Source organism: Parabacteroides faecalis (assembly GCF_022809355.1).
GTDB lineage: Bacteria > Bacteroidota > Bacteroidia > Bacteroidales > Tannerellaceae > Parabacteroides > Parabacteroides faecalis.
In genome coordinates, this window is sequence record NZ_JAKZMM010000009.1 from 83,795 (window position 1) to 102,171 (window position 18,377).

Here is an 18,377-nt window from a genome sequence, read left to right on the forward strand (position 1 = left end):
ACCTTCACTGTTTATTCTTCCTCGTACTGTTGGAAAAGGAAGTCGTTGTACGGGAAACGGGTAATGTGAATCTGTTTCACCCGTTCATACAGCAGAGCTTTTAATTCCTCGATATTTGTTTTCTCTTTCGCAGAGATAAAGATACAATTATCCTGCATCTTCGCCATCCAGGTACGTTTCAGTTCATCCAGATCGATGTTCTCCCGTTTTCTCGGAGTCAAGTCATCTTCATCTTTCGGGACAAAAGTGAAAGCATCCACTTTGTTGAAGACCATGATCATCGGCTTTTCCCGGTCATCTATTTCAGCCAGTGTTTTGTTGACAACTTCAATCTGCTCTTCGAATGTCGGGTGTGAGATATCTACCACATGAACCAGCAAGTCGGCTTCCCGAACCTCATCCAAGGTTGATTTAAACGATTCTACCAGTTCGGTGGGCAACTTACGGATAAACCCGACGGTATCTGAAAGCAAAAACGGCAGGTTCTCAATGATGACTTTCCGTACGGTGGTATCCAGTGTGGCAAAGAGTTTGTTTTCGGCAAAGACATCACTCTTGCTCAACAGATTCATCAAAGTCGATTTTCCGACGTTGGTATAACCCACCAACGCGACACGCACCATCTTCCCGCGATTCTTTCGCTGGACACTCTTCTGCTTGTCGATATCCACCAGTTCCTTCTTCAACCGGGATATTTTATCTAGAATCAAACGTTTATCTGTTTCCAGCTGAGTTTCACCCGGACCACGCATACCAACACCTCCGCGCTGACGTTCCAAGTGAGTCCACAAACGGGTGAGTCGGGGTAACATATACCGGTATTGGGCTAATTCTACCTGCGTTTTGGCATGGGCAGTCTGCGCACGGCGGGCAAAGATATCCAGAATCAGGTTGGTACGGTCCAGAATCTTCACCTGCAATTCCTTTTCGATATTTCGGAGCTGCTTGGCAGAAAGCTCATCATCGAATATGACAGTTCCGATTTCATTCTCAACCACATACTCTTTGATTTCCTGTAGTTTCCCTGTACCAACGAATGTAACGGAATTCGGTCCGTCCAGTTTCTGATAAAAACATTTGACGGCTTCTACTCCGGCTGTATCGGCCAGGAATGCCAGTTCATCCAGGTATTCCTTTACCTTCTGTTCGTTCTGCTGCGGTGTAATCAATCCTACCAGAACGGCTTTTTCTGATTGTGCTTCGCTAATGATAAATTCTTTCATGCCACAAAGATAATCATTTCAATTATTTTCTTTATCTTTAGGGCGAATTATAAATCAGGTATCACCAAATGATACAACTAAAATCAATTGACTATGAAAAAGAATATTCCTTTTCAAGCTATTTTGATAGCTATCGTGCAATGGGTTTTCAACAGCCCGATGATCGCACAATCCGAGTGGCTTTCTCCTCTTCAATGGAAATCGCTGGTGCAAGATCCGCAGAAAAATCTGATTATCAGAGATACCGTATTATATCAGAGTTTTGATTCAGACAATCCGCTTTCCATTAACTATATGGTTTCCGGCCAGTATGATTTCTTTTATCCACGGGAAGAAGGCATCCAAGGAGCATCCGACAGTCGGGCGATTCGGCTTTATCCCGGAAGTACATTGACGATTGATACCTTGATCTATCCGGCATTGAAAATGGCTGAAATACATATTCCTTTTGCATTCCAGCATGTCAACAAAGAAGAAGATATCTATTTTACAACCTACTTCTATTCGGGAAATACGGAAGTTGATGCTCATCCCTACACGGTGATCAGCAATGACTGCTCCCGGTATTTCAGGGAAGTATATGCTGGCAGACAATGTTTTTACAGAGGTAGAAGGTCTGCTCCCTACCGACTTCAAATCAAAGTTACAAAACCGACTTCGGCAAGTGATGGTTATTACTGCATAGACAGTTTATTCCTGGTAGGAAACATAGAACAATATTCTTTATTACAGCAATCAGGTACCTGGCATGATCATTCTTTATGGTCGCATGATTATACGAGTCTCCGTCGAGTCGCGTTGATCGATGCAGATGTCCAGATCAACCAGGCAGCCGAATGTTTGCATCTGATTAATAATCAGAAAGAGATTCGGATACAACCCGAAGGAGTGCTGCATACCCGGCAAATGACTACCTTACACACCTTTGCAGAAAAGGGGAAATGGTATTTTGTCTCTTTCCCGCATGATGTTTCTTTGGCAGGAATTGATAGCCGGTTCCAATTGGGTGATGCCTCAACCGTGACAACCGAACCGGTTAATAATATTCTTTATATTCAGACCTACGATGGCAGAAGAAGGGCAGAGGATAATCGTTCGGATGGGAATTGGACGGTCCTGTCTGCGGATGCTTTCTCTCCGGAAGATATCCTTTTGGAAAAGGGAAAAGGATATCTGATGGCTATCGATGAAACCGCCGATATCCAAACCTTGTCTTTTTCTTCTCCAGCAAATAACTCCCAGACTTTTCGGGAAACCCTATCCGTCCCTTTAGAGGCGAACACGTTGCAAGGCGGTGACGAGGCAAATAATGGATGGATTCTCTGTGGAAATCCTTATCCTTCGGCTGTGTCCTTACAGGAAATCCTTCCCAACCCGGATTTGGATGGTTATGTTTATTTATATAATGGACAGGATTATGAAGCCTATCCGATTGACAGTGATTACGCGATTCCTACAGGATCAGCCTTTTTTGTCAAAGCCGTTCAGGATACAGAATTACTCTTTCAGAGAAAGGAAGATACGGCTTCTTCAGTGATCTTGCAGCATGCGGCGCTTCCTTATCAGGGAAAAGAACCCGGAAGTCCGTCGATAACCCAGGCAATAAAACCTTCTTGTAAAATTCAATATACCATCCGGGCTGGGAAGATCCACATACAGAACTCCCAGACAGGAGAATTGATTGTATATACTGTGCTTGGAAAGGAGGTAAAACGGATGAGACTGCTGGAAGGAGAAGGTGAATATGCATTACCTCAGTCAGCCGGAATGTATTTCCTGCGGATTATTTCCGGTACACAAACAGAGACAGTCAAAATAAAGCGATAACTGTTATATAAAATGCCCGTCAGGATTATTTTTATGAACGGGCATTGTATTATCTTTGTCGCACGATCACTTCACAAGGTAAGAAAGGCGAAATTTAATAAGAGCGAATCGGAGTGTAAGAAATCATTGTATTATTGGCTATATAATTTGAGGAATATGGAACAGTCGGAACAAGAACAGAACACGGTGTTTACCCGTTTGGAGGAGGTGGCGCGTATAGACAACCTGAGCAAGGATGAACGGGCTGAGTATGAAGCCAGCCTGAAAGCATATCATGACAATAAGAAAGTAATGGAATATGCTGCTGCTTTGGCAAGGGAGGAAGGAATCCTGATTGGAGAAGAAAAAGGCTTGAAGAAAGGCCGAATGGAAGGTCGGGTAGAAGGTCTATTAGAAGCTGCCCATCTGATGAAACAAAATGGCTTTTCTTTTGAACAAATTAAATTGGTTACGTGTCTGTCTGACGAGGAAATACGGAATTTGTAATATATCTATTTGTTACACTTATGAAGAAAATAGAATTTGCAGGACAAAGTAAACTCCGGGCTCGGCTTAAGGAGTTGGAGCCGATTGTCATGAGTAATGAAAAGGAGCGAAAAGAATTTGAACGAGGTTGGGATATATTTCGTGATTGTTATTCGCATGCGCTTTATTTGAGGCGGCTCAAAGATCCTTTGTTTGAACCGAAAAAGGATGAGGAATTATTTGAAGGACAAAACAAACTTTTGGCAAGGCTGAACGAATTGGAGAAGATAGTTGATGCCAACAAAAAAGAACGTGCTGAATATGAAGCCTGACTCAAGGTATATCGGGACAATGAAAATGTAATGAACTACGCTGTTACTTCGGCAAGAGAAGAAGGAATCCTGATTGGAGAAGAAAGAGGCTTGAAGAAAGGTCGAATGGAAGGCCGGAAGGAAGGCTTATTGGAAGTTGCCCATCTGATGAAACAGAATGGTTTTTCTTTTGAACAAATGAAATTGGGTACTGGCTTATCTAACGAAGAAATCGAGAATTTATAAAAGGAATATGAGTAGAGGTGCAGCGTGCTGCGCCTCCAGCTGGTGTAAAGGAGGTGTCTTCACACCCTTCACAGGAAATGGCAGAATATGAGCTAAATAGGGGCGTGTGTGAAGGGTGTAAAAGAAAATCGGATAGGGGGTATATTATATAATAAGGTAGAAAATCTTGTCGGATATAAACGAGATTCGGAAATTAATCCAACGAAGGTTGTTGATGCCTCTTGTTTACGATGCAGAAAAAGGTCGGTATCTTTTCCAAAATTCATGCCTATGTTTTCATTATTTCATGCCTACCTTTTTATCAAAACACGCCGGGAATTTATCAATTTACGCCGGCTTTTGAGTGATACTTGAAATCGGGTGTTTTGTGACAATGAATTCTTGCTTTTACTTGCTCATTTTTTATTTATTCCTAAATTTGCATATCCTGCTATTGGGACAAAACATTTTAAGAACCTTTTCTATGAAAAAGAGTGTATTTATCAATCCGTTTGTGGATTGAAAGGAAGATAGTAGAGGCGTAGCGTGCTGCGCCTCCGGCTAACTGGATAGGAAATAATGGCGGAAAAATGGAGGAACAAATCTTTTTAATATCGGGTTAATACAATGTTGTTCTATATTTTTCCGTCACTTATCGGATACAATGACTGCTGGAGGCGCAGCACGCTGCGCCTCTACTGTCGCAAGGCTTGTTTTGAAGAAAATCTTTCGGGAAATCTTCATCGAATTCCCCTTATTCAACAAGACAGAGGCCGAATGCGAGACGCCCTTGGATTACTGGTTATATAATTTAAAACATATGGAACAGTTGGAACATTTATCATTCAAAGGTCAGAAAGCGTTGTTTGTTCGCTTGGAGGAATTGGCACGCATCGCCAATATGAACAAGAAGGAACGGGCAGAATACGAGGCTGCCTTGAAAATATACCGGGATAATGAGAATGTTGTTACGACGGCAAGGAGAGAAGGAATCCAAATCGGTGAAAAGCGAGGCTTGGAAAAAGGCCGAGCAGAAGGAAGAGCAGAAGGTATATTAATAACCGCCCGCCTGATGAAACAGAACGGTATTTCTTTTGAGCAAATTAAATTATGTACGGGTTTATCTGACGAGGAAATCGAGAATTTATAAAAGGAATGTGAGTAGAGGTGCAGCGTGCTGCGCCTCCAATGAGATATGACTTCTATCTCTTGATAGAGATTACTGTTATAGAGGTTTATTCAAGAAAATGGGGATTACATACATGAAACAACCTTGTTTCGTCCTATAATCCATATATTTTGGAAAATAATGCAAGTTTTTTCTTGTTGATTCAGAAAACCTCTTTATCTTTGCAGTGATTCCGTAGCGAACAGCGGTTCGCAGAGTGCGGTTTCATACATATGATGTAAGCATTTTACGAAGATTATTCCAAACTGAAAAATCTGGAAAATTTTTACATGTACCGGAATAATAGACAGTAAATGCTTGCGCTGACTACGTATATAAAAATGTGTTTGCCATCTTAGATGGACAGACTGTATTATATCGTATAAGCGCGGGCTATTGTTTTATTATCGGTACATAGGCGATTTCCAGATGCCTTCAGTTTGATAATAGACAACTAGCCCGCGTTTTTTTATGCTCGTTCATAATGATTCGCGGGGGTTGTTGGACCCTTCGTAAAATTAGTTGTTGGAAATTTAAACTCTATTTTATTAACAATTAATTTTATTCATTATGAACAAAAAGTTTTCTACTTTGATGGCCGCCGCTTTGCTGGCTGGCTCATTCCCGGTAGTGGCTCAGAATGCTCATAGCGGCAATGGTGAGATTCCTTATCGTTCGCAGTTCGTGAAGAGTGCTTCTTTGGACCAGGGTATTTTTGGTGTAAAGAACATAGAGAGCGATAAGTGGTATCAGTTGACCGTTAATATGGGTAATGATGCTGCTGCTAACTCCGTTACTTATGTGTTGACTCAAGAACGTGATTATTCAACAGGTCGTTTGTATTTAGCAGTTAAGCCAATCCAGGATGCTACTTTGTCTCATTCTTTGTGGAAAATTGAACGTACTGGTCAAGATGTAAATGGTGGTTATTACCAATTTACAAACAAGGAAACAGGTTATACGCTGACTTTAGACCATACTGATGCTCAAGTATTGACTGCTGATCAACTTCGCAATTTAGATAATAATGTAAATACAACAGAGTTCCAAGCTGGAATGTTACGTTATTTATCGAATGAAAAATTCGATCTTGATCCTACAGTAGTGAGAGGTTGTGCTACTCAGTGGTCTTGGAATTCGTATGAAGAACAAACTACAGATCGGTTCAAACATAAATTACTTTATACACATTTCCACGCTGGAAACAAGGCTGCAGCTCAAGATTCAATCATGGCTTTAGCTATGGTTAAATTACCTTCTGCTGCTGCTTATGATCATGATCAACTTTATGTAAGGACGATTAAAGCTTCTGCTAAAGATTTTCAGGACGCAGCTTTGTTTGATAATGAAAGAAATCTTTCATTATTACACATTCGTCCGGTTGTTGCAGGTGCTAAGGTTTTAACTGCAGCTGAGGTGAATTCAGTATTGGATGGAAAAGGAACATTAGATTTTACAGCTCAATCAACTACTCCAGGTTATAAAAGAGAAAATGTTGAAAATAAGAAGGGTTTTAAATATACAATTTTCAAACATAACTCTGATGAAGCGTTGACTGTTTACAACAATCCATTCGATTCAACTTGGTTGGCTGTAGAAAGTCCTTTTGATGTGTTAGACCGTCGCAATTTCGATCCAACTAAAAAGACAATTGCAGCAACAACTGCAACTGCAAATTTTGGTCCAACAACAGGTTCTAATGCGAATGCATATGCTGGTTACAACATCTTGTTTAAGAACATGGATGCAGCAACAGATACTTATTTGAAAGTTTGGACCAAATTGTATGAAGCAGGACAAGGAGGAAACTATAATTCTTTGGTCGTAGCAGGTTACCCTTACGATGATTTGGAAAATTATGAGGGTGCTATGGATGCAGATATAGCTCGTTACCACTGGAAGGTTACTTATTATGCAACAAATGATAGTTTGGTATTCGAACCGTTAAATGCTTCACGCAGTACTTACGAAAATGATATGTTAGTAAACTCACCTGCATATTATTTTAACACTGTAAATAAGGGAACTGCATTTACTGGAACACCAAGTTCATCACAAGCTCAGGCATATAATAAAGCTGCAGGAGTTCCGGTTGCTTTGTATGCACAGAATATTGGTCCGGCAGCTGCTGATGTACAAGCTTACTTGACAGTTGGTAGTCCGAACGCTTTGAATATTTCTGACAATAAATATGCTGCTGCTCCTAAGTTTGATATGACTGCACTTGGCTATCCAACATTTACAGAGCCAGATTTGGCAGAAAGATTGATGTGGAACGGATCGGACGCAGGTACAAATCAATGGCGTGTAGCTGGTGATAATCCTGCTTATGTAACCAACGGTGCCGATGCCAATTACAGCAAATATTCTGTTATGACTGCTCAATATGTACCGTCGGATGTTAATATTAGTGCTACTACTTTGACATACAATGGACTGTATGAAGGTATCTTGGCAGATTTCAAGGCAAATGATGGTACGCAGTGGTTGCGTTTGGCGTACAACTATACTCCAGACTATTTGGCACGTACAACTGTGGCTGATGGCTTGTACTTCATCAACTTGAAGACAAATAAGACATATACAGGTAATGCTGCTCGTAAAAACGGTTCTTATTTGGCATACAACCATGTTGGTCGTTTGATTTATACAGCAGAAAATGAAAATCAGGACTTCAACAATATGCCTGCAACTCAATGGGTTGTTAAGCAAATTCGTTGCCAAGTAACTGATGGCGAAGTAAATGTAAACAAAACTCCGGAAGTGGCTATTTATAACCGTGAATATGGTGTAGAGGGTGCTCCTGTATTCCAAGGTCAATTATACACAACAGAGGATGGTGCAGTTTACTTGATCAATCATCGTGATTACTACAATGTAGCTAAAACGGATGGTAAGTTCACAAAGAATGCATTCTCTTGTGGTGATACTTTGGTTGTTAAAGCTGTTGAAAATGAAGCTGCTTTGACAGACCAGTTCCATGGCTATGCAGAATTGGGTATGTATGAAATGAAGGATACGACAGAATTTTTAGCTTATTCTGCAGAACATCCTTATTACTTGCGTTATAATGATAAGACATCTGATGAAGAACAGACAAATACATTCAAATATTTGTTCGAAAATCCTGATAAATATTTGGCCGTAACAAATCCGGATAACATTTCAGGTAATGAAACACAGAGCTTGTTCGAGATTGAAAAGATCGCTACTGATGAATATGGCTATGGTAAAGATGTTACATATGCAGATGGTAAGAAATTACCGCAGTTGGTAAGAACTGTTTATGCATTGAAAGTTCGCGACAACAATACAGTGGATAACAACCGTAAATATGTTTGTGTAATTGATGATAATACAAACAATCAACGTTATGCTGTTCGTACGCTGGATCAAGTTGATGGTCAGAAGGTGAAGATCGCAGAATTCTATCTGAAATCAAATGAAGTGAATGTTGATCGCACAAAAGAAGCCTACATCTTGGTTGATGCTCGTGGTTTGGATAATGTGAAGGGAGATAAGGCAGCTAATGCAGTTAATTTGAATAATGATATTTTCTATCAGCCGAATATCTTGGATACTGAAATTTCAGACTTGGTAGATGTTAAAGGCACAAAACTTTGGGATGGTCGTAAATTCATTGAAAACGGTTGGCAGATTTTGGAAATGGTAAATGATCCGGATAAGTTGTATGCTTATGACATGGATAACCAGTGGAATAAAGACTTCACAGCATTTACATTGGAAACTAATATCCGTCCGCTTTACAAACCAGTAGAAGAAGTGCGTGATGTAAATGGTAATATCGATATTTACAAGCGTGATGGTATGGGTGATGTTAAGCAGAAACTGTTTGAAATGTCAAAGAACCAGTATACAACTGCTACTTCTCTGACTTGGCGCAAGGATGTAAACTATTTGGGTATGACTTCAGAAGGTATCAAGCCGGCAGCAGGTAAGACAACTGCCATGTATGCTGATGGTGTTGTTACTTCTCCAGTATCACCAATACCAATGCCTCAGTACATGTTGTGGGTTGCTAATGACTCAGTAGCTGATGGTTTCTATTGTGAAGATTATCTGGAAATGCCGGGTCATGGTTATTTCGCAGATAAAGATGCTGCTGAAAAAGATGATATGGATCACTTTGTATATTACAATGGTTATGTATCAGGCCGTATGTTGGTTAACTTCAACGACTCTGTAGCTAAATATAACGGGTTGAATAAATTGGACGAAGCTAGCAAATTCAAATATAATAATCGTGTACGTTTGGGCTTTGTTGAAGGTGTTCATATGAACTTTACAAAAGAAGAATTGGCTAAAGAAGGTGCTGATAAGTATTTTGCAGGATCAGTTCCGACTGAAGATACTGAAGTTGTATATGTTCTTCATAGTATAACATTGGATGATATTCGTGATATTAGCACTAACGTTAAAGGACAAGGTGACGAAGGTCATGGATATATTAATCCTAAGAAGTTGAAAGAAGCTATCGATAAGAACTTGATTGATGTTAAATTCTTGGATAGTAAGCATCGTAACTTTGTATGGTCATTCCGTTATACTGAAGATGATATTACAGGTCCAACTGAAGGTACTGAATTTGGTCATGAAGACTTCTTGATGGAATCTTTTGATAATGAAGATGGAAAAGATGGAAAAGCTAAGATTGGTGGTTTCGAAGGTGCTTGGGTAGGCTTGGATGGTAACATTCCTGTATTACGCAAGAACTATACTAACAATGGCGATCACAACAACTTAGAAGGAGAACCAATTCACGAAGGTTTGAACCAAGCTACAATTTTTGGTATGTCAGAAACTGAAAATGCCGCTACAGCTAACGAAGAAATCTCTACTTCAAGCGTAGTAGTTGCAGGTGTTGACGGAGCTGTAGTAGTTAAGGGTGCTGAAGGTAAGAACGTAATCGTAAGCACAATCTTAGGTAAGGTAGTTGCTAACGAAGTAGTTTCTTCAGACAACGCTACAATCGCTGCTCCGGCTGGTATCGTAGTAGTATCAGTTGACGGCGAAAGCTTCAAGGTAGTAGTAAAATAATTGACAATTGAAGATTAACAATTGACAATTCATAAAATTGCGGTGGGAGAAATCCCATCGCAATGTAAGATATAATAAAATTAATTGGTCACCTCCGGCACTAGTCAGCCGGTAGAATAAGTACCTCGTGAGAGCGAAAGTGGCGTTAATAAATAGATTAATATAAAAAGTTAATAGTCCACGCAAGCCATCCAAAGCTTCGTCCTTCAGGGCGAAGAATCAAAGGAAAAGGCCAAGTACCCTGCGAAGGCGAACAGGTGGCGTTAGTATTAATAATAGTGTAATATAAAGTTTATGTTCTACCAGTAACCTTGTGAAGGGTAAACGTGGAATCTCAAAAGTGTGGAATCCCTGCTATTCTATTTCGGATAGCGGGGATTTTTATTAATGGATAATGAACAATTGACGATTGAAATTATAAGTCAATTATTTATCTTTATTTCCTTCCGAAGTCGGCTGGGATTTCTCCCCAAGCAGACGTTTCCCATTTGTAGATAGGGGTTGTATATGTATTTTCCTGTAGCCATTTTTCGGCACGGGCAATCAGATCGAATATCGGTTCGTTTTCGGGCAAACGTTCCAGCAAGGTCTTGCATTTCTTGTTCTTTACCCAAGAGATCGCGTTCCGGCTGTCCGAATAGATCGGGATGGAACAATTTCTTTGTTTGAGCAAAGCCAATCCGTGGACGAGGGCCAGAAATTCACCAACGTTATTTGTCCCTTTCGGCATTGGTCCGACCCGGAAAATTTCCTGTCCGGTAGCCGTATAGACACCGCGGTATTCCATATCTCCCGGATTTCCGCTACAGGCGGCATCCACGGCAAGACTGTTATTGATAGGTCGTCCGATGACCGGTGTTTTCTCTTTCATCATCTTTTCAAAGACCATCTTCGGAGTCGGATTCTTTTGGATATAACTCTCGTATCCATTGGCAAATGCTTCTTCGGCAGCCTCCCGACTTTCAAAGGCCTTGTATTTGGCACCCGACTGTCCTTCTACCTGTTCTTTACAGTCTTCCCAGTTGTTGTACACACCCGGATGTAGACCTTGCCAGACCACATAATATTTCCTTGTTTTTCCCATAGCCTATTTTCGTTGAGTCGCGTCGTAGATCGTTGTTACAGGAGGTTGTTTCAGCATGACTTTACGATCCTGTTTGAATTCTTCCAGATAGGTCTGTCTCCCGTGAAAAGTCTGTGCCTCCGGATTTTTATAGACTTCATAAAAGAAAAAAATCGTTGGATCAGAAGCATCCTGATAAAATTCGTATCTGAGGCAACCTTCTTCTTTTCGGGTTGCTTCAATTAAGGGCTTAACCCTTTGCTTAAAAGCCTCTTTGTATTCTTCCTTTACAAAAAGTTTAGCCGTTATGATTACCGGTCTATCAGCCTCTTCTGCTATCGATAAAGGATGATCGAATAGCAAAAAGACAACCGACAGGAGCGCAGTTTGACAGAAATGCTTCTTCATAGCTCATATATTATGAAAACGAAATGATTGCAATGTTACTAAAATTTTACCAGATACACAAACCGATTCGAAAGCCAGGAAAGACATCACGGCTAAGTTTGTCAAATTCGGACGAATAAACTTTGAGGCTATTGGAAAAAAAATCTATTTTTGCATAAATTCAAAGGACAACAAAATGAAACGTATTTTTCTAATGGGATATATGGGAGCCGGTAAGACAACTGTTGGAAAGAAGCTGTCGAAGCAACTGAATCTCTCATTTATTGACCTGGACTACTATATCGAAGGGCGTTATCATAAAGAAATACGCCAGCTATTTGCAGAAAGAGGTGAAGATGCATTCCGCGATATAGAACGGCGGATGCTGCACGAAGTTGCCTCATTCGAAGATGTATTGGTATCGACCGGTGGTGGAACTCCTTGCTTCTTCGACAACATGGAGTTTATGAACGATGCGGGAACAACCGTCTATCTGAAAGTATCAGTTGATGAGCTTGCCAATCGGTTGGAAGTCTGCAAGCAGACCCGTCCGGTCCTCCAGAACCGGAGCGGTGAAGAACTGAAACAGTTTATTGCTGACAGCTTGGAGAACCGTCGTCCTTTCTATGAGCAAGCACAGATTGTCTTTGATGCCGAACAGATGATGACAGAGCAGGATATACAGACAATCACCGATAAATTGGTGGAATTATTATAAATCCGTTGGATATGAAAAACACAACAGACAACCCGTCGCAACAATTCTACATTCCCCAGGAATTATTACAGGAATTGGGTAAAATGAAGAATACGCTGGTCATTGGGGTTCCCAAGGAACGGAACCGGGGAGAAAAACGGGTAGCCCTCACGCCCGAATCAGTAGAGATTCTGACAAGCTATGGTCATCACGTTTATGTAGAAAGCGGAGCCGGATTGGGAATTAATTATTCAGACAACCATTATTCGGAAGCGGGAGCAGAGATTGTAGCGACACCCGCAGAAATCTTTCAGGCTGATCTGATCGTCAAAATCCTACCTTTATTGCCCGAAGAAGCCCTTTTGATGCGTCCACGGAGCAGCGTCTTTTCGTTTGTTCCGCTCCGGCAACTGACAGCAGAAACTTATCAGGTACTGATGAATAAACGGATTACGGCCTTGGCATACGATTTTCTGAAGGATGAAAAGCTGCTCTATCAGCCCATCATGAGTGCCATGGCCGAAATTGAAGGCTATGCATCGATCAGTATTGCATCCGATCTGTTGAGCAATAATCATGGAGGCAAGGGAATCTTGTTGGGAGGTGTTGCTGGTGTGTCGCCCACTGAGGTTGTCATTATCGGAGCCGGGAATGCCGGAACTAATGCGGCTCGGGCTGCTCTGGCATTAGGTGCGTCGGTGAAAGTGTTCGACAATAATATCCAGCGCTTACGTCAGATTCAGCGTACGCTGGGAGCTTCTTTGTTTACTTCCAATTTTCATCCGAATGTGTTGAGGAATGCTTTTCAGAGTGCCGATGTTGTGATCGGGGCATTGCACAACGACCATCCACAACACCGCTATGTGATAGCAGAAGGATTGATCGAGACCATGAAGAAAGGAGCTTTGATCATTGACCTCAGGATGAATCAGGGTGGTTGTTTTGAAACAACCTGCTGTTTGTCGGCTGTTGATCCGGAAATCTTTGAGCAGCACGGAGTCTTGCATTTCTGCAAGCCCTTTATCAGTAACTATGTGGCCCGGACTGCGTCGATGGCATTCAGCAACCTACTTGTTCCCTTGCTGACGGAAATAGGAGATATGGGAAGTCTGAAGGCCTTGATCCAGTATCATCCCGGAGTCAAACAGGGAATTTATCTATATTCCGGAAAGCCGGTAAATGATTACATATCCAATCATTTTAATCTCCGATCAAATAATATTGATATCTATTTGACCGCTTTTTAGGAAATTTCATTCTTTCTTATTTTCTTTGTAGGTCTTTAATTGATAACAGCGATTAAGTGAAAAATATCATGACAGAACAAACAAAAGTAACGACATTAGAAAAGGTAGTGGTACGTTTCTCTGGTGATTCAGGAGACGGAATGCAGTTGACAGGTACTATCTTTTCAAATCTGTCGGCTGTATTCGGAAATGAAATCTCTACATTCCCCGATTATCCGGCAGAAGTGAGAGCTCCGCAAGGAACATTGAGCGGTGTTTCTGGGTTCCAGGTACATTTGGGATCTAAGAAAATCTTTACCCCTGGTGAAAAAGCTGACGTATTGGTTGCGATGAATCCGGCAGCTTTGAAGGTTAATGTGAAGCACATCAAACCTAACGCCATTGTCTTGATTGATACGGATTCGTTCCAGAAAAGCGACCTGGAAAAAGCCCTTTACACGACCGATGATCCGTTTAAAGAATTAGGATTGACTCAAGTACAGGTAGTAGCAGCACCTATTTCTACCATGGTGCGTGATGGCCTGACTGATTTCGGTTTAGACAATAAATCAGCATTGCGCTGCAAGAATATGTTCGCTTTGGGTCTGGTATGCTGGTTGTTCGAACGCCCACTCGACGAAGCTATGCACATGCTTCAGAACAAGTTCGCTAAGAAACCGGTGATTGCCCAGGCTAATATCAAGGCGTTGACCGACGGTTACAACTACGGACATAATATCCACGCCAGTGTTTCAACCTATCGTATTGAAAGCAAGAAAGCGCTTCCGGGTACATATATGGATGTCAATGGAAACAAGGCTACTTCATACGGATTGATTGCTGCTGCAGAAAAAGCCGGGTTACGTCTTTTCTTGGGTAGTTATCCGATCACTCCGGCTACGGATATTTTGCATGAATTATCCAAACGTAAGGATTTAGGTGTAATTACGGTACAGGCAGAAGATGAGATCGCCGGTGTTTGTACGGCTATCGGAGCCAGCTTTGCCGGTTGCTTGGCTGCAACTTCTACTTCAGGTCCGGGTCTGGCCTTGAAGAGTGAGGCAATTGGTCTGGCAGTGATAGCAGAGGTTCCTCTGGTTGTAATTGATGTACAGCGTGGTGGTCCGTCAACAGGTATGCCGACGAAGTCAGAACAGACCGACTTGATGCAGGCATTGTATGGACGTAACGGTGAATGTCCGGCTGTTGTTTTGGCAGCTTGCACACCGACCGACTGTTTCGATGCTGCATTCTGGGCAGGAAAGCTGGCTGTTGAACATATGACACCGGTTATCTTGCTGACAGATGCCTTTATTGCCAACGGCTCTTCTGCATGGCGTTTGCCGGAATTGGATAAATATCCGGAAATCAAACCGAATTATATTACCAATTATCACGAAGATAAGCCATGGAAACCTTATCGCCGCGATCCGGAAAGCTTGGTTCGTTATTGGGCTATCCCAGGTACAGAAGGATTTACCCATCGTTTGGGTGGTCTGGAAAAAGACTATGACACAAGTGCCATTTCTACAGATCCGATGAACCACCAGCGTATGGTGAAGGCACGTCAGGCTAAGATCGATAAGATCGCTGATTATATCCCTGAACTGGAAGTTGTAGGAGATGAGGATGCTGATCTGCTGATCGTAGGCTGGGGCGGAACATACGGTCATTTGTATGAAGCCATGGAAACGATGCAAGAGCAAGGCAAGAAAGTGGCATTGGCACACTTCAAGTTTATCAATCCGCTGCCGAAGAATACAGCTGAGGTATTGAAGAAGTATAAGAAAGTCGTGGTAGCTGAGCAGAACAACGGACAGTTTGCCAACTATCTGAGAAGTAAAGTAGACGATTTCAATCCGTATAAGTTCGACCGTATCAAAGGTCAGCCGTTCATTGTATCTCGTCTGGTAGAAGAATTTACTAAAATATTGGAGGCATAAGATAATGGCAACAGAAGAAATAAAATATCAACCGAAAGATTATAAAAGCGATCAGTACGTTCGCTGGTGTCCGGGATGTGGTGACCATGCCGTATTAAATTGTTTACATAAAGCGATGGCAGAGGTAGGTGTTGCGCCACACAATATGGCTGTCATTTCAGGTATTGGCTGTTCATCCCGTCTGCCTTACTACATGAATACATATGGATTCCATACCATTCACGGTCGTGGAGCGGCAATCGCTACAGGTGTTAAGACGGCTCGTCCGGACTTGAGCGTATGGTTGATTACCGGTGATGGCGACTGTCTGGCAATTGGTGGTAACCACTTCATCCATGCTGTACGTCGTAATATCGACTTGAATATCGTTTTGTTCAACAATAAGATTTACGGACTGACGAAAGGGCAATATTCTCCTACATCCGATCGTGGATTCGTTTCTAAGAGTTCTCCTTACGGAACGGTAGAAGATCCGTTTATCCCGGCAGAACTGGCTTTGGGCGCACGGGGTAACTTCTTTGCCCGTGCCATCGATGTGGATTTGAAGAATACGACAGAGATCCTGGCGGCTTCGGCTCGTCATAAAGGAGCTTCTGTAACGGAAGTATTGGTCAATTGTGTGATCTTCAACAACGGTATCCACAAGCAGATCACCGATAAGGAATTCCGGGCAGATCGGACGATCTTCTTGCGTCACGGTGAAAAGATGATCTACGGAGCCAACAACGATAAAGGTATCGTTTTGGATGGACTGAAACTGAAATCAGTTACTATCGGTCAGGATGGTTATACATTGGATGATGTGCTGGTTCATGATGCCCACTGTAAAGACAATACCCTGCACATGATGTTGGCTATGATGGGTGGTGATATGCCGGTAGCTTTGGGTATTATTCGTGATGTGGACGCTCCTACATACGATGAAGCCGTTCACGAACAGTTGAAGGAAGTACAGGAAAAGATGCCAAGCCGCACACTGGATCAGTTCCTGAGAAGTGGTGAGACTTGGGAAATTAAGTAGTTCATCTGGTCAGATAAATGTAGCTAGGTGCGATAAACTCCTTTTCGATGAGGATTTATCGCACCTTTTTTCATTTACCTGTAATTTTTTGTGGAAGTAAAGGTCGCGATAAAATATTTTTCTATATTTGCAATTGTTCATTATAATGAAAGCAAAGAGAGAAAGTATTTATTTATTTGCTATGCCGGCTAGACAAATGTTTATTAAAAAGGAGAGTGTGTGTTATGGTAAAGAAAAGTTTTGGATGGATGGTGATATTCGCCACCTGTATAGCCTGTACAAATCGGGAACAAGGGAAAACTGTACAAGGTCTTGATTATCCAGTAAAAGATGTATTGACTGAAGAGACGATTACAACAGACGATTCAATCTCAGTCGTTACAGGAAAGTTAGTTATCGGGCATGAAGTCCGTTCTTTCGTTATGGATGGGGATTCGGTGGAATATTGGTTTATTGACCGTTCCGGTACTGTTCAGCAGGAGTATGAACGGGTTGTTCCTGATGGAATGAAAAACTATACACCTGTGCGGGTAGAGATGAAGGTCAAGTATTTGGGTAAATCGGATGAAGGTTTTGCGGCTGAATATGATGGTGTGTATGAAGTCTTGGAGCTTCTGAAGATGGAACCTTAACCTGGTCTTAATTCCGTATGGAAATATATATAACCCGGTATTCGTCTCTTTTGTGTAGAGGACCCATACCGGGTTATTTTCGATTATGGATTCATGGAAATCAAATACTTCGAAAAACCGGACGATTCCATGATATTGTATCCGGTGGAATCACCCGAACAGATCAGGAAATATTCGATTTCGGGCAATTTCTGCTTCAATTCTTCAGCTCCTTTTGAACCTAATACCATGCAAGCCGTAGCACAGGCATCAGCCAACATCGCTGTCGGAGCAATTACTGTCGCACTTAACACATCCCTTTGTACCGGACATCCTTCCCGAGGATCAATGGTATGGGCATATTTCTTTCCGTCTTTGATGTAGAAGTTCCGGTAATTGCCTGATGTAGCCATACCCCGGCGTCCGTTGTTACGGGCTGTTTCGGCCGTTTGTCCTTTGGGCCACAGATGAATTGTTGCCTGTAAGTCCTGACTCAGGCCTGTGCTGTCGTCTACCGGACGGGTAATTCCCAGTTTCCAGTATTCACCCCGCTGATTGATTCCTTTGGTAACGATCTCGCCTCCAAATTCAATCATGTAGTTCTGAATACCTTTTTTGTCGAACAGATCGGCAATCATGTCGCATACCGTTCCATCGGCCAGCGAAGAACAATTCAGGATTAAACGGGGATCTTCCTTTACGATCTCCTTGCCTTTAAGCTGAACTTTCTGATAACCGACAAACTGTTTGATACTGTCGATATGTTGTGGAGTAATACTGTCCTGTTTACTGAAACCGAATCCCCAAAGGTTGATCAACGGGGCACAGGTTATATCGTAGGCTCCGTTCGTATAGGCAGAGACCAACATGGCTGTACGAAAAAGCGAACGGAAAGTACTGTCTTCTACCTGAGTCAGTTCATTCCGGTTGATCTGAGAGACAATAGAGGTGGAATCAAAGGCATTGAAGAGGTAATAAAAACGATCCAGTTCTGCCTTGATTTCGTTGTCGAGCGGCTTGTCATATTGATACTTGATATGATACGGAGTATGCAGCCGACCGCTATATGTGTAATAAGATTGAGAAACCTGCTGGCAGCTTCCCAATAGAAGTGCCAACAGGCTTATCGCTACTAATGTTATCTGTTTCATG

At 42.0% G+C, this 18,377-nt stretch carries 15 protein-coding genes; 11 read left to right on the plus strand and 4 right to left on the minus strand.

The window, feature by feature from the left end:
• Positions 1 to 11 precede the first annotated feature (11 nt).
• Positions 12 to 1,223 (minus strand): GTPase HflX, encoded by a 1,212-nt coding sequence (gene hflX, locus MUN53_RS05215; RefSeq protein ID WP_243323707.1) that lies wholly within the window; start codon positions 1,221 to 1,223, stop codon positions 12 to 14.
• Between the two features lie 93 nt (positions 1,224 to 1,316).
• On the opposite strand from hflX, the gene MUN53_RS05220 reads away from it, so the two are divergent.
• The 6 genes from MUN53_RS05220 (at position 1,317) to MUN53_RS05245 (ending at position 10,277) form a co-directional block, all read left to right on the plus strand.
• Entirely contained in the window at positions 1,317 to 3,050 is a 1,734-nt protein-coding gene (locus tag MUN53_RS05220; RefSeq protein WP_243323708.1) for a T9SS type A sorting domain-containing protein, read from the plus strand.
• A gap of 33 nt (positions 3,051 to 3,083) precedes the next feature.
• Entirely contained in the window at positions 3,084 to 3,536 is a 453-nt protein-coding gene (locus tag MUN53_RS05225; RefSeq protein WP_243323709.1) for an Rpn family recombination-promoting nuclease/putative transposase, read from the plus strand.
• A 20-nt stretch (positions 3,537 to 3,556) separates the two neighbouring features.
• A complete protein-coding gene (locus MUN53_RS05230; protein WP_243323711.1) occupies positions 3,557 to 3,847 on the plus strand; it encodes a hypothetical protein in 291 nt (96 codons plus the stop codon).
• Positions 3,848 to 3,877: 30 nt separating this feature from the next.
• A complete protein-coding gene (locus MUN53_RS05235) occupies positions 3,878 to 4,072 on the plus strand; it encodes a hypothetical protein (RefSeq protein ID WP_243323712.1) in 195 nt (64 codons plus the stop codon).
• Positions 4,073 to 4,715: 643 nt separating this feature from the next.
• A complete protein-coding gene (locus MUN53_RS05240) occupies positions 4,716 to 5,201 on the plus strand; it encodes a PD-(D/E)XK nuclease family transposase (RefSeq protein ID WP_243323713.1) in 486 nt (161 codons plus the stop codon).
• Between the two features lie 588 nt (positions 5,202 to 5,789).
• A complete protein-coding gene (locus tag MUN53_RS05245; RefSeq protein WP_243323714.1) occupies positions 5,790 to 10,277 on the plus strand; it encodes a DUF6383 domain-containing protein in 4,488 nt (1,495 codons plus the stop codon).
• A gap of 436 nt (positions 10,278 to 10,713) precedes the next feature.
• Here the strand turns inward: MUN53_RS05245 and MUN53_RS05250 are convergent, their stop codons facing one another.
• Together MUN53_RS05250 and MUN53_RS05255 are read right to left on the minus strand one after the other, a co-directional pair.
• Complete coding sequence (locus MUN53_RS05250; protein ID WP_243323715.1) at positions 10,714 to 11,361, minus strand: ribonuclease H1 domain-containing protein; 648 nt, start codon at positions 11,359 to 11,361, stop codon at positions 10,714 to 10,716.
• A gap of 3 nt (positions 11,362 to 11,364) precedes the next feature.
• On the minus strand, positions 11,365 to 11,748 hold the full coding sequence (locus MUN53_RS05255; RefSeq protein WP_243323720.1) for a putative quinol monooxygenase: 384 nt from the start codon (positions 11,746 to 11,748) through the stop codon (positions 11,365 to 11,367).
• Between the two features lie 175 nt (positions 11,749 to 11,923).
• On the opposite strand from MUN53_RS05255, the gene MUN53_RS05260 reads away from it, so the two are divergent.
• The 5 genes from MUN53_RS05260 to MUN53_RS05280 all read left to right on the plus strand — a co-directional run bounded on the left by MUN53_RS05260 (position 11,924) and on the right by MUN53_RS05280 (position 17,246).
• A complete protein-coding gene (locus MUN53_RS05260; RefSeq protein WP_243323721.1) occupies positions 11,924 to 12,445 on the plus strand; it encodes a shikimate kinase in 522 nt (173 codons plus the stop codon).
• An 11-nt stretch (positions 12,446 to 12,456) separates the two neighbouring features.
• Positions 12,457 to 13,671, plus strand: a complete 1,215-nt coding sequence (locus tag MUN53_RS05265) for an alanine dehydrogenase (RefSeq protein WP_022455107.1) — start codon at positions 12,457 to 12,459, stop codon at positions 13,669 to 13,671.
• Positions 13,672 to 13,739: 68 nt separating this feature from the next.
• The gene (locus MUN53_RS05270; protein WP_243323722.1) at positions 13,740 to 15,593 is read left to right on the plus strand and encodes a 2-oxoacid:acceptor oxidoreductase subunit alpha; all 1,854 of its coding nucleotides are present in this window, start codon (positions 13,740 to 13,742) and stop codon (positions 15,591 to 15,593) included.
• A gap of 4 nt (positions 15,594 to 15,597) precedes the next feature.
• Positions 15,598 to 16,614 carry a 2-oxoacid:ferredoxin oxidoreductase subunit beta gene (locus tag MUN53_RS05275; RefSeq protein WP_022455105.1) on the plus strand — a complete coding sequence of 339 codons (1,017 nt, stop codon included), beginning with the start codon at positions 15,598 to 15,600 and terminating at the stop codon, positions 16,612 to 16,614.
• A 224-nt stretch (positions 16,615 to 16,838) separates the two neighbouring features.
• Positions 16,839 to 17,246: a hypothetical protein gene (locus MUN53_RS05280; protein WP_022455104.1), complete on the plus strand. Its 408-nt coding sequence runs from the start codon at positions 16,839 to 16,841 to the stop codon at positions 17,244 to 17,246.
• A gap of 83 nt (positions 17,247 to 17,329) precedes the next feature.
• Here MUN53_RS05280 and MUN53_RS05285 read toward each other — a convergent pair whose 3' ends face one another.
• The gene (locus tag MUN53_RS05285) at positions 17,330 to 18,376 is read right to left on the minus strand and encodes an FAD:protein FMN transferase (protein ID WP_243323723.1); all 1,047 of its coding nucleotides are present in this window, start codon (positions 18,374 to 18,376) and stop codon (positions 17,330 to 17,332) included.
• Position 18,377 lies beyond the last annotated feature (1 nt).

Bases quoted from the DNA above. Each gene is read 5' to 3' on its own strand.
- hflX (WP_243323707.1), bottom strand. From the start codon at position 1,223: ATGAAAGAATTTATCATTAGCGAAGCACAATCAGAAAAAGCCGTTCTG.
- MUN53_RS05220 (WP_243323708.1), top strand. From the start codon at position 1,317: ATGAAAAAGAATATTCCTTTTCAAGCTATTTTGATAGCTATCGTGCAA.
- MUN53_RS05225 (WP_243323709.1), top strand. From the start codon at position 3,084: ATGAACGGGCATTGTATTATCTTTGTCGCACGATCACTTCACAAGGTA.
- MUN53_RS05230 (WP_243323711.1), top strand. From the start codon at position 3,557: ATGAAGAAAATAGAATTTGCAGGACAAAGTAAACTCCGGGCTCGGCTT.
- MUN53_RS05235 (WP_243323712.1), top strand. From the start codon at position 3,878: ATGAACTACGCTGTTACTTCGGCAAGAGAAGAAGGAATCCTGATTGGA.
- MUN53_RS05240 (WP_243323713.1), top strand. From the start codon at position 4,716: ATGACTGCTGGAGGCGCAGCACGCTGCGCCTCTACTGTCGCAAGGCTT.
- MUN53_RS05245 (WP_243323714.1), top strand. From the start codon at position 5,790: ATGAACAAAAAGTTTTCTACTTTGATGGCCGCCGCTTTGCTGGCTGGC.
- MUN53_RS05250 (WP_243323715.1), bottom strand. From the start codon at position 11,361: ATGGGAAAAACAAGGAAATATTATGTGGTCTGGCAAGGTCTACATCCG.
- MUN53_RS05255 (WP_243323720.1), bottom strand. From the start codon at position 11,748: ATGAAGAAGCATTTCTGTCAAACTGCGCTCCTGTCGGTTGTCTTTTTG.
- MUN53_RS05260 (WP_243323721.1), top strand. From the start codon at position 11,924: ATGAAACGTATTTTTCTAATGGGATATATGGGAGCCGGTAAGACAACT.
- MUN53_RS05265 (WP_022455107.1), top strand. From the start codon at position 12,457: ATGAAAAACACAACAGACAACCCGTCGCAACAATTCTACATTCCCCAG.
- MUN53_RS05270 (WP_243323722.1), top strand. From the start codon at position 13,740: ATGACAGAACAAACAAAAGTAACGACATTAGAAAAGGTAGTGGTACGT.
- MUN53_RS05275 (WP_022455105.1), top strand. From the start codon at position 15,598: ATGGCAACAGAAGAAATAAAATATCAACCGAAAGATTATAAAAGCGAT.
- MUN53_RS05280 (WP_022455104.1), top strand. From the start codon at position 16,839: ATGGTAAAGAAAAGTTTTGGATGGATGGTGATATTCGCCACCTGTATA.
- MUN53_RS05285 (WP_243323723.1), bottom strand. From the start codon at position 18,376: ATGAAACAGATAACATTAGTAGCGATAAGCCTGTTGGCACTTCTATTG.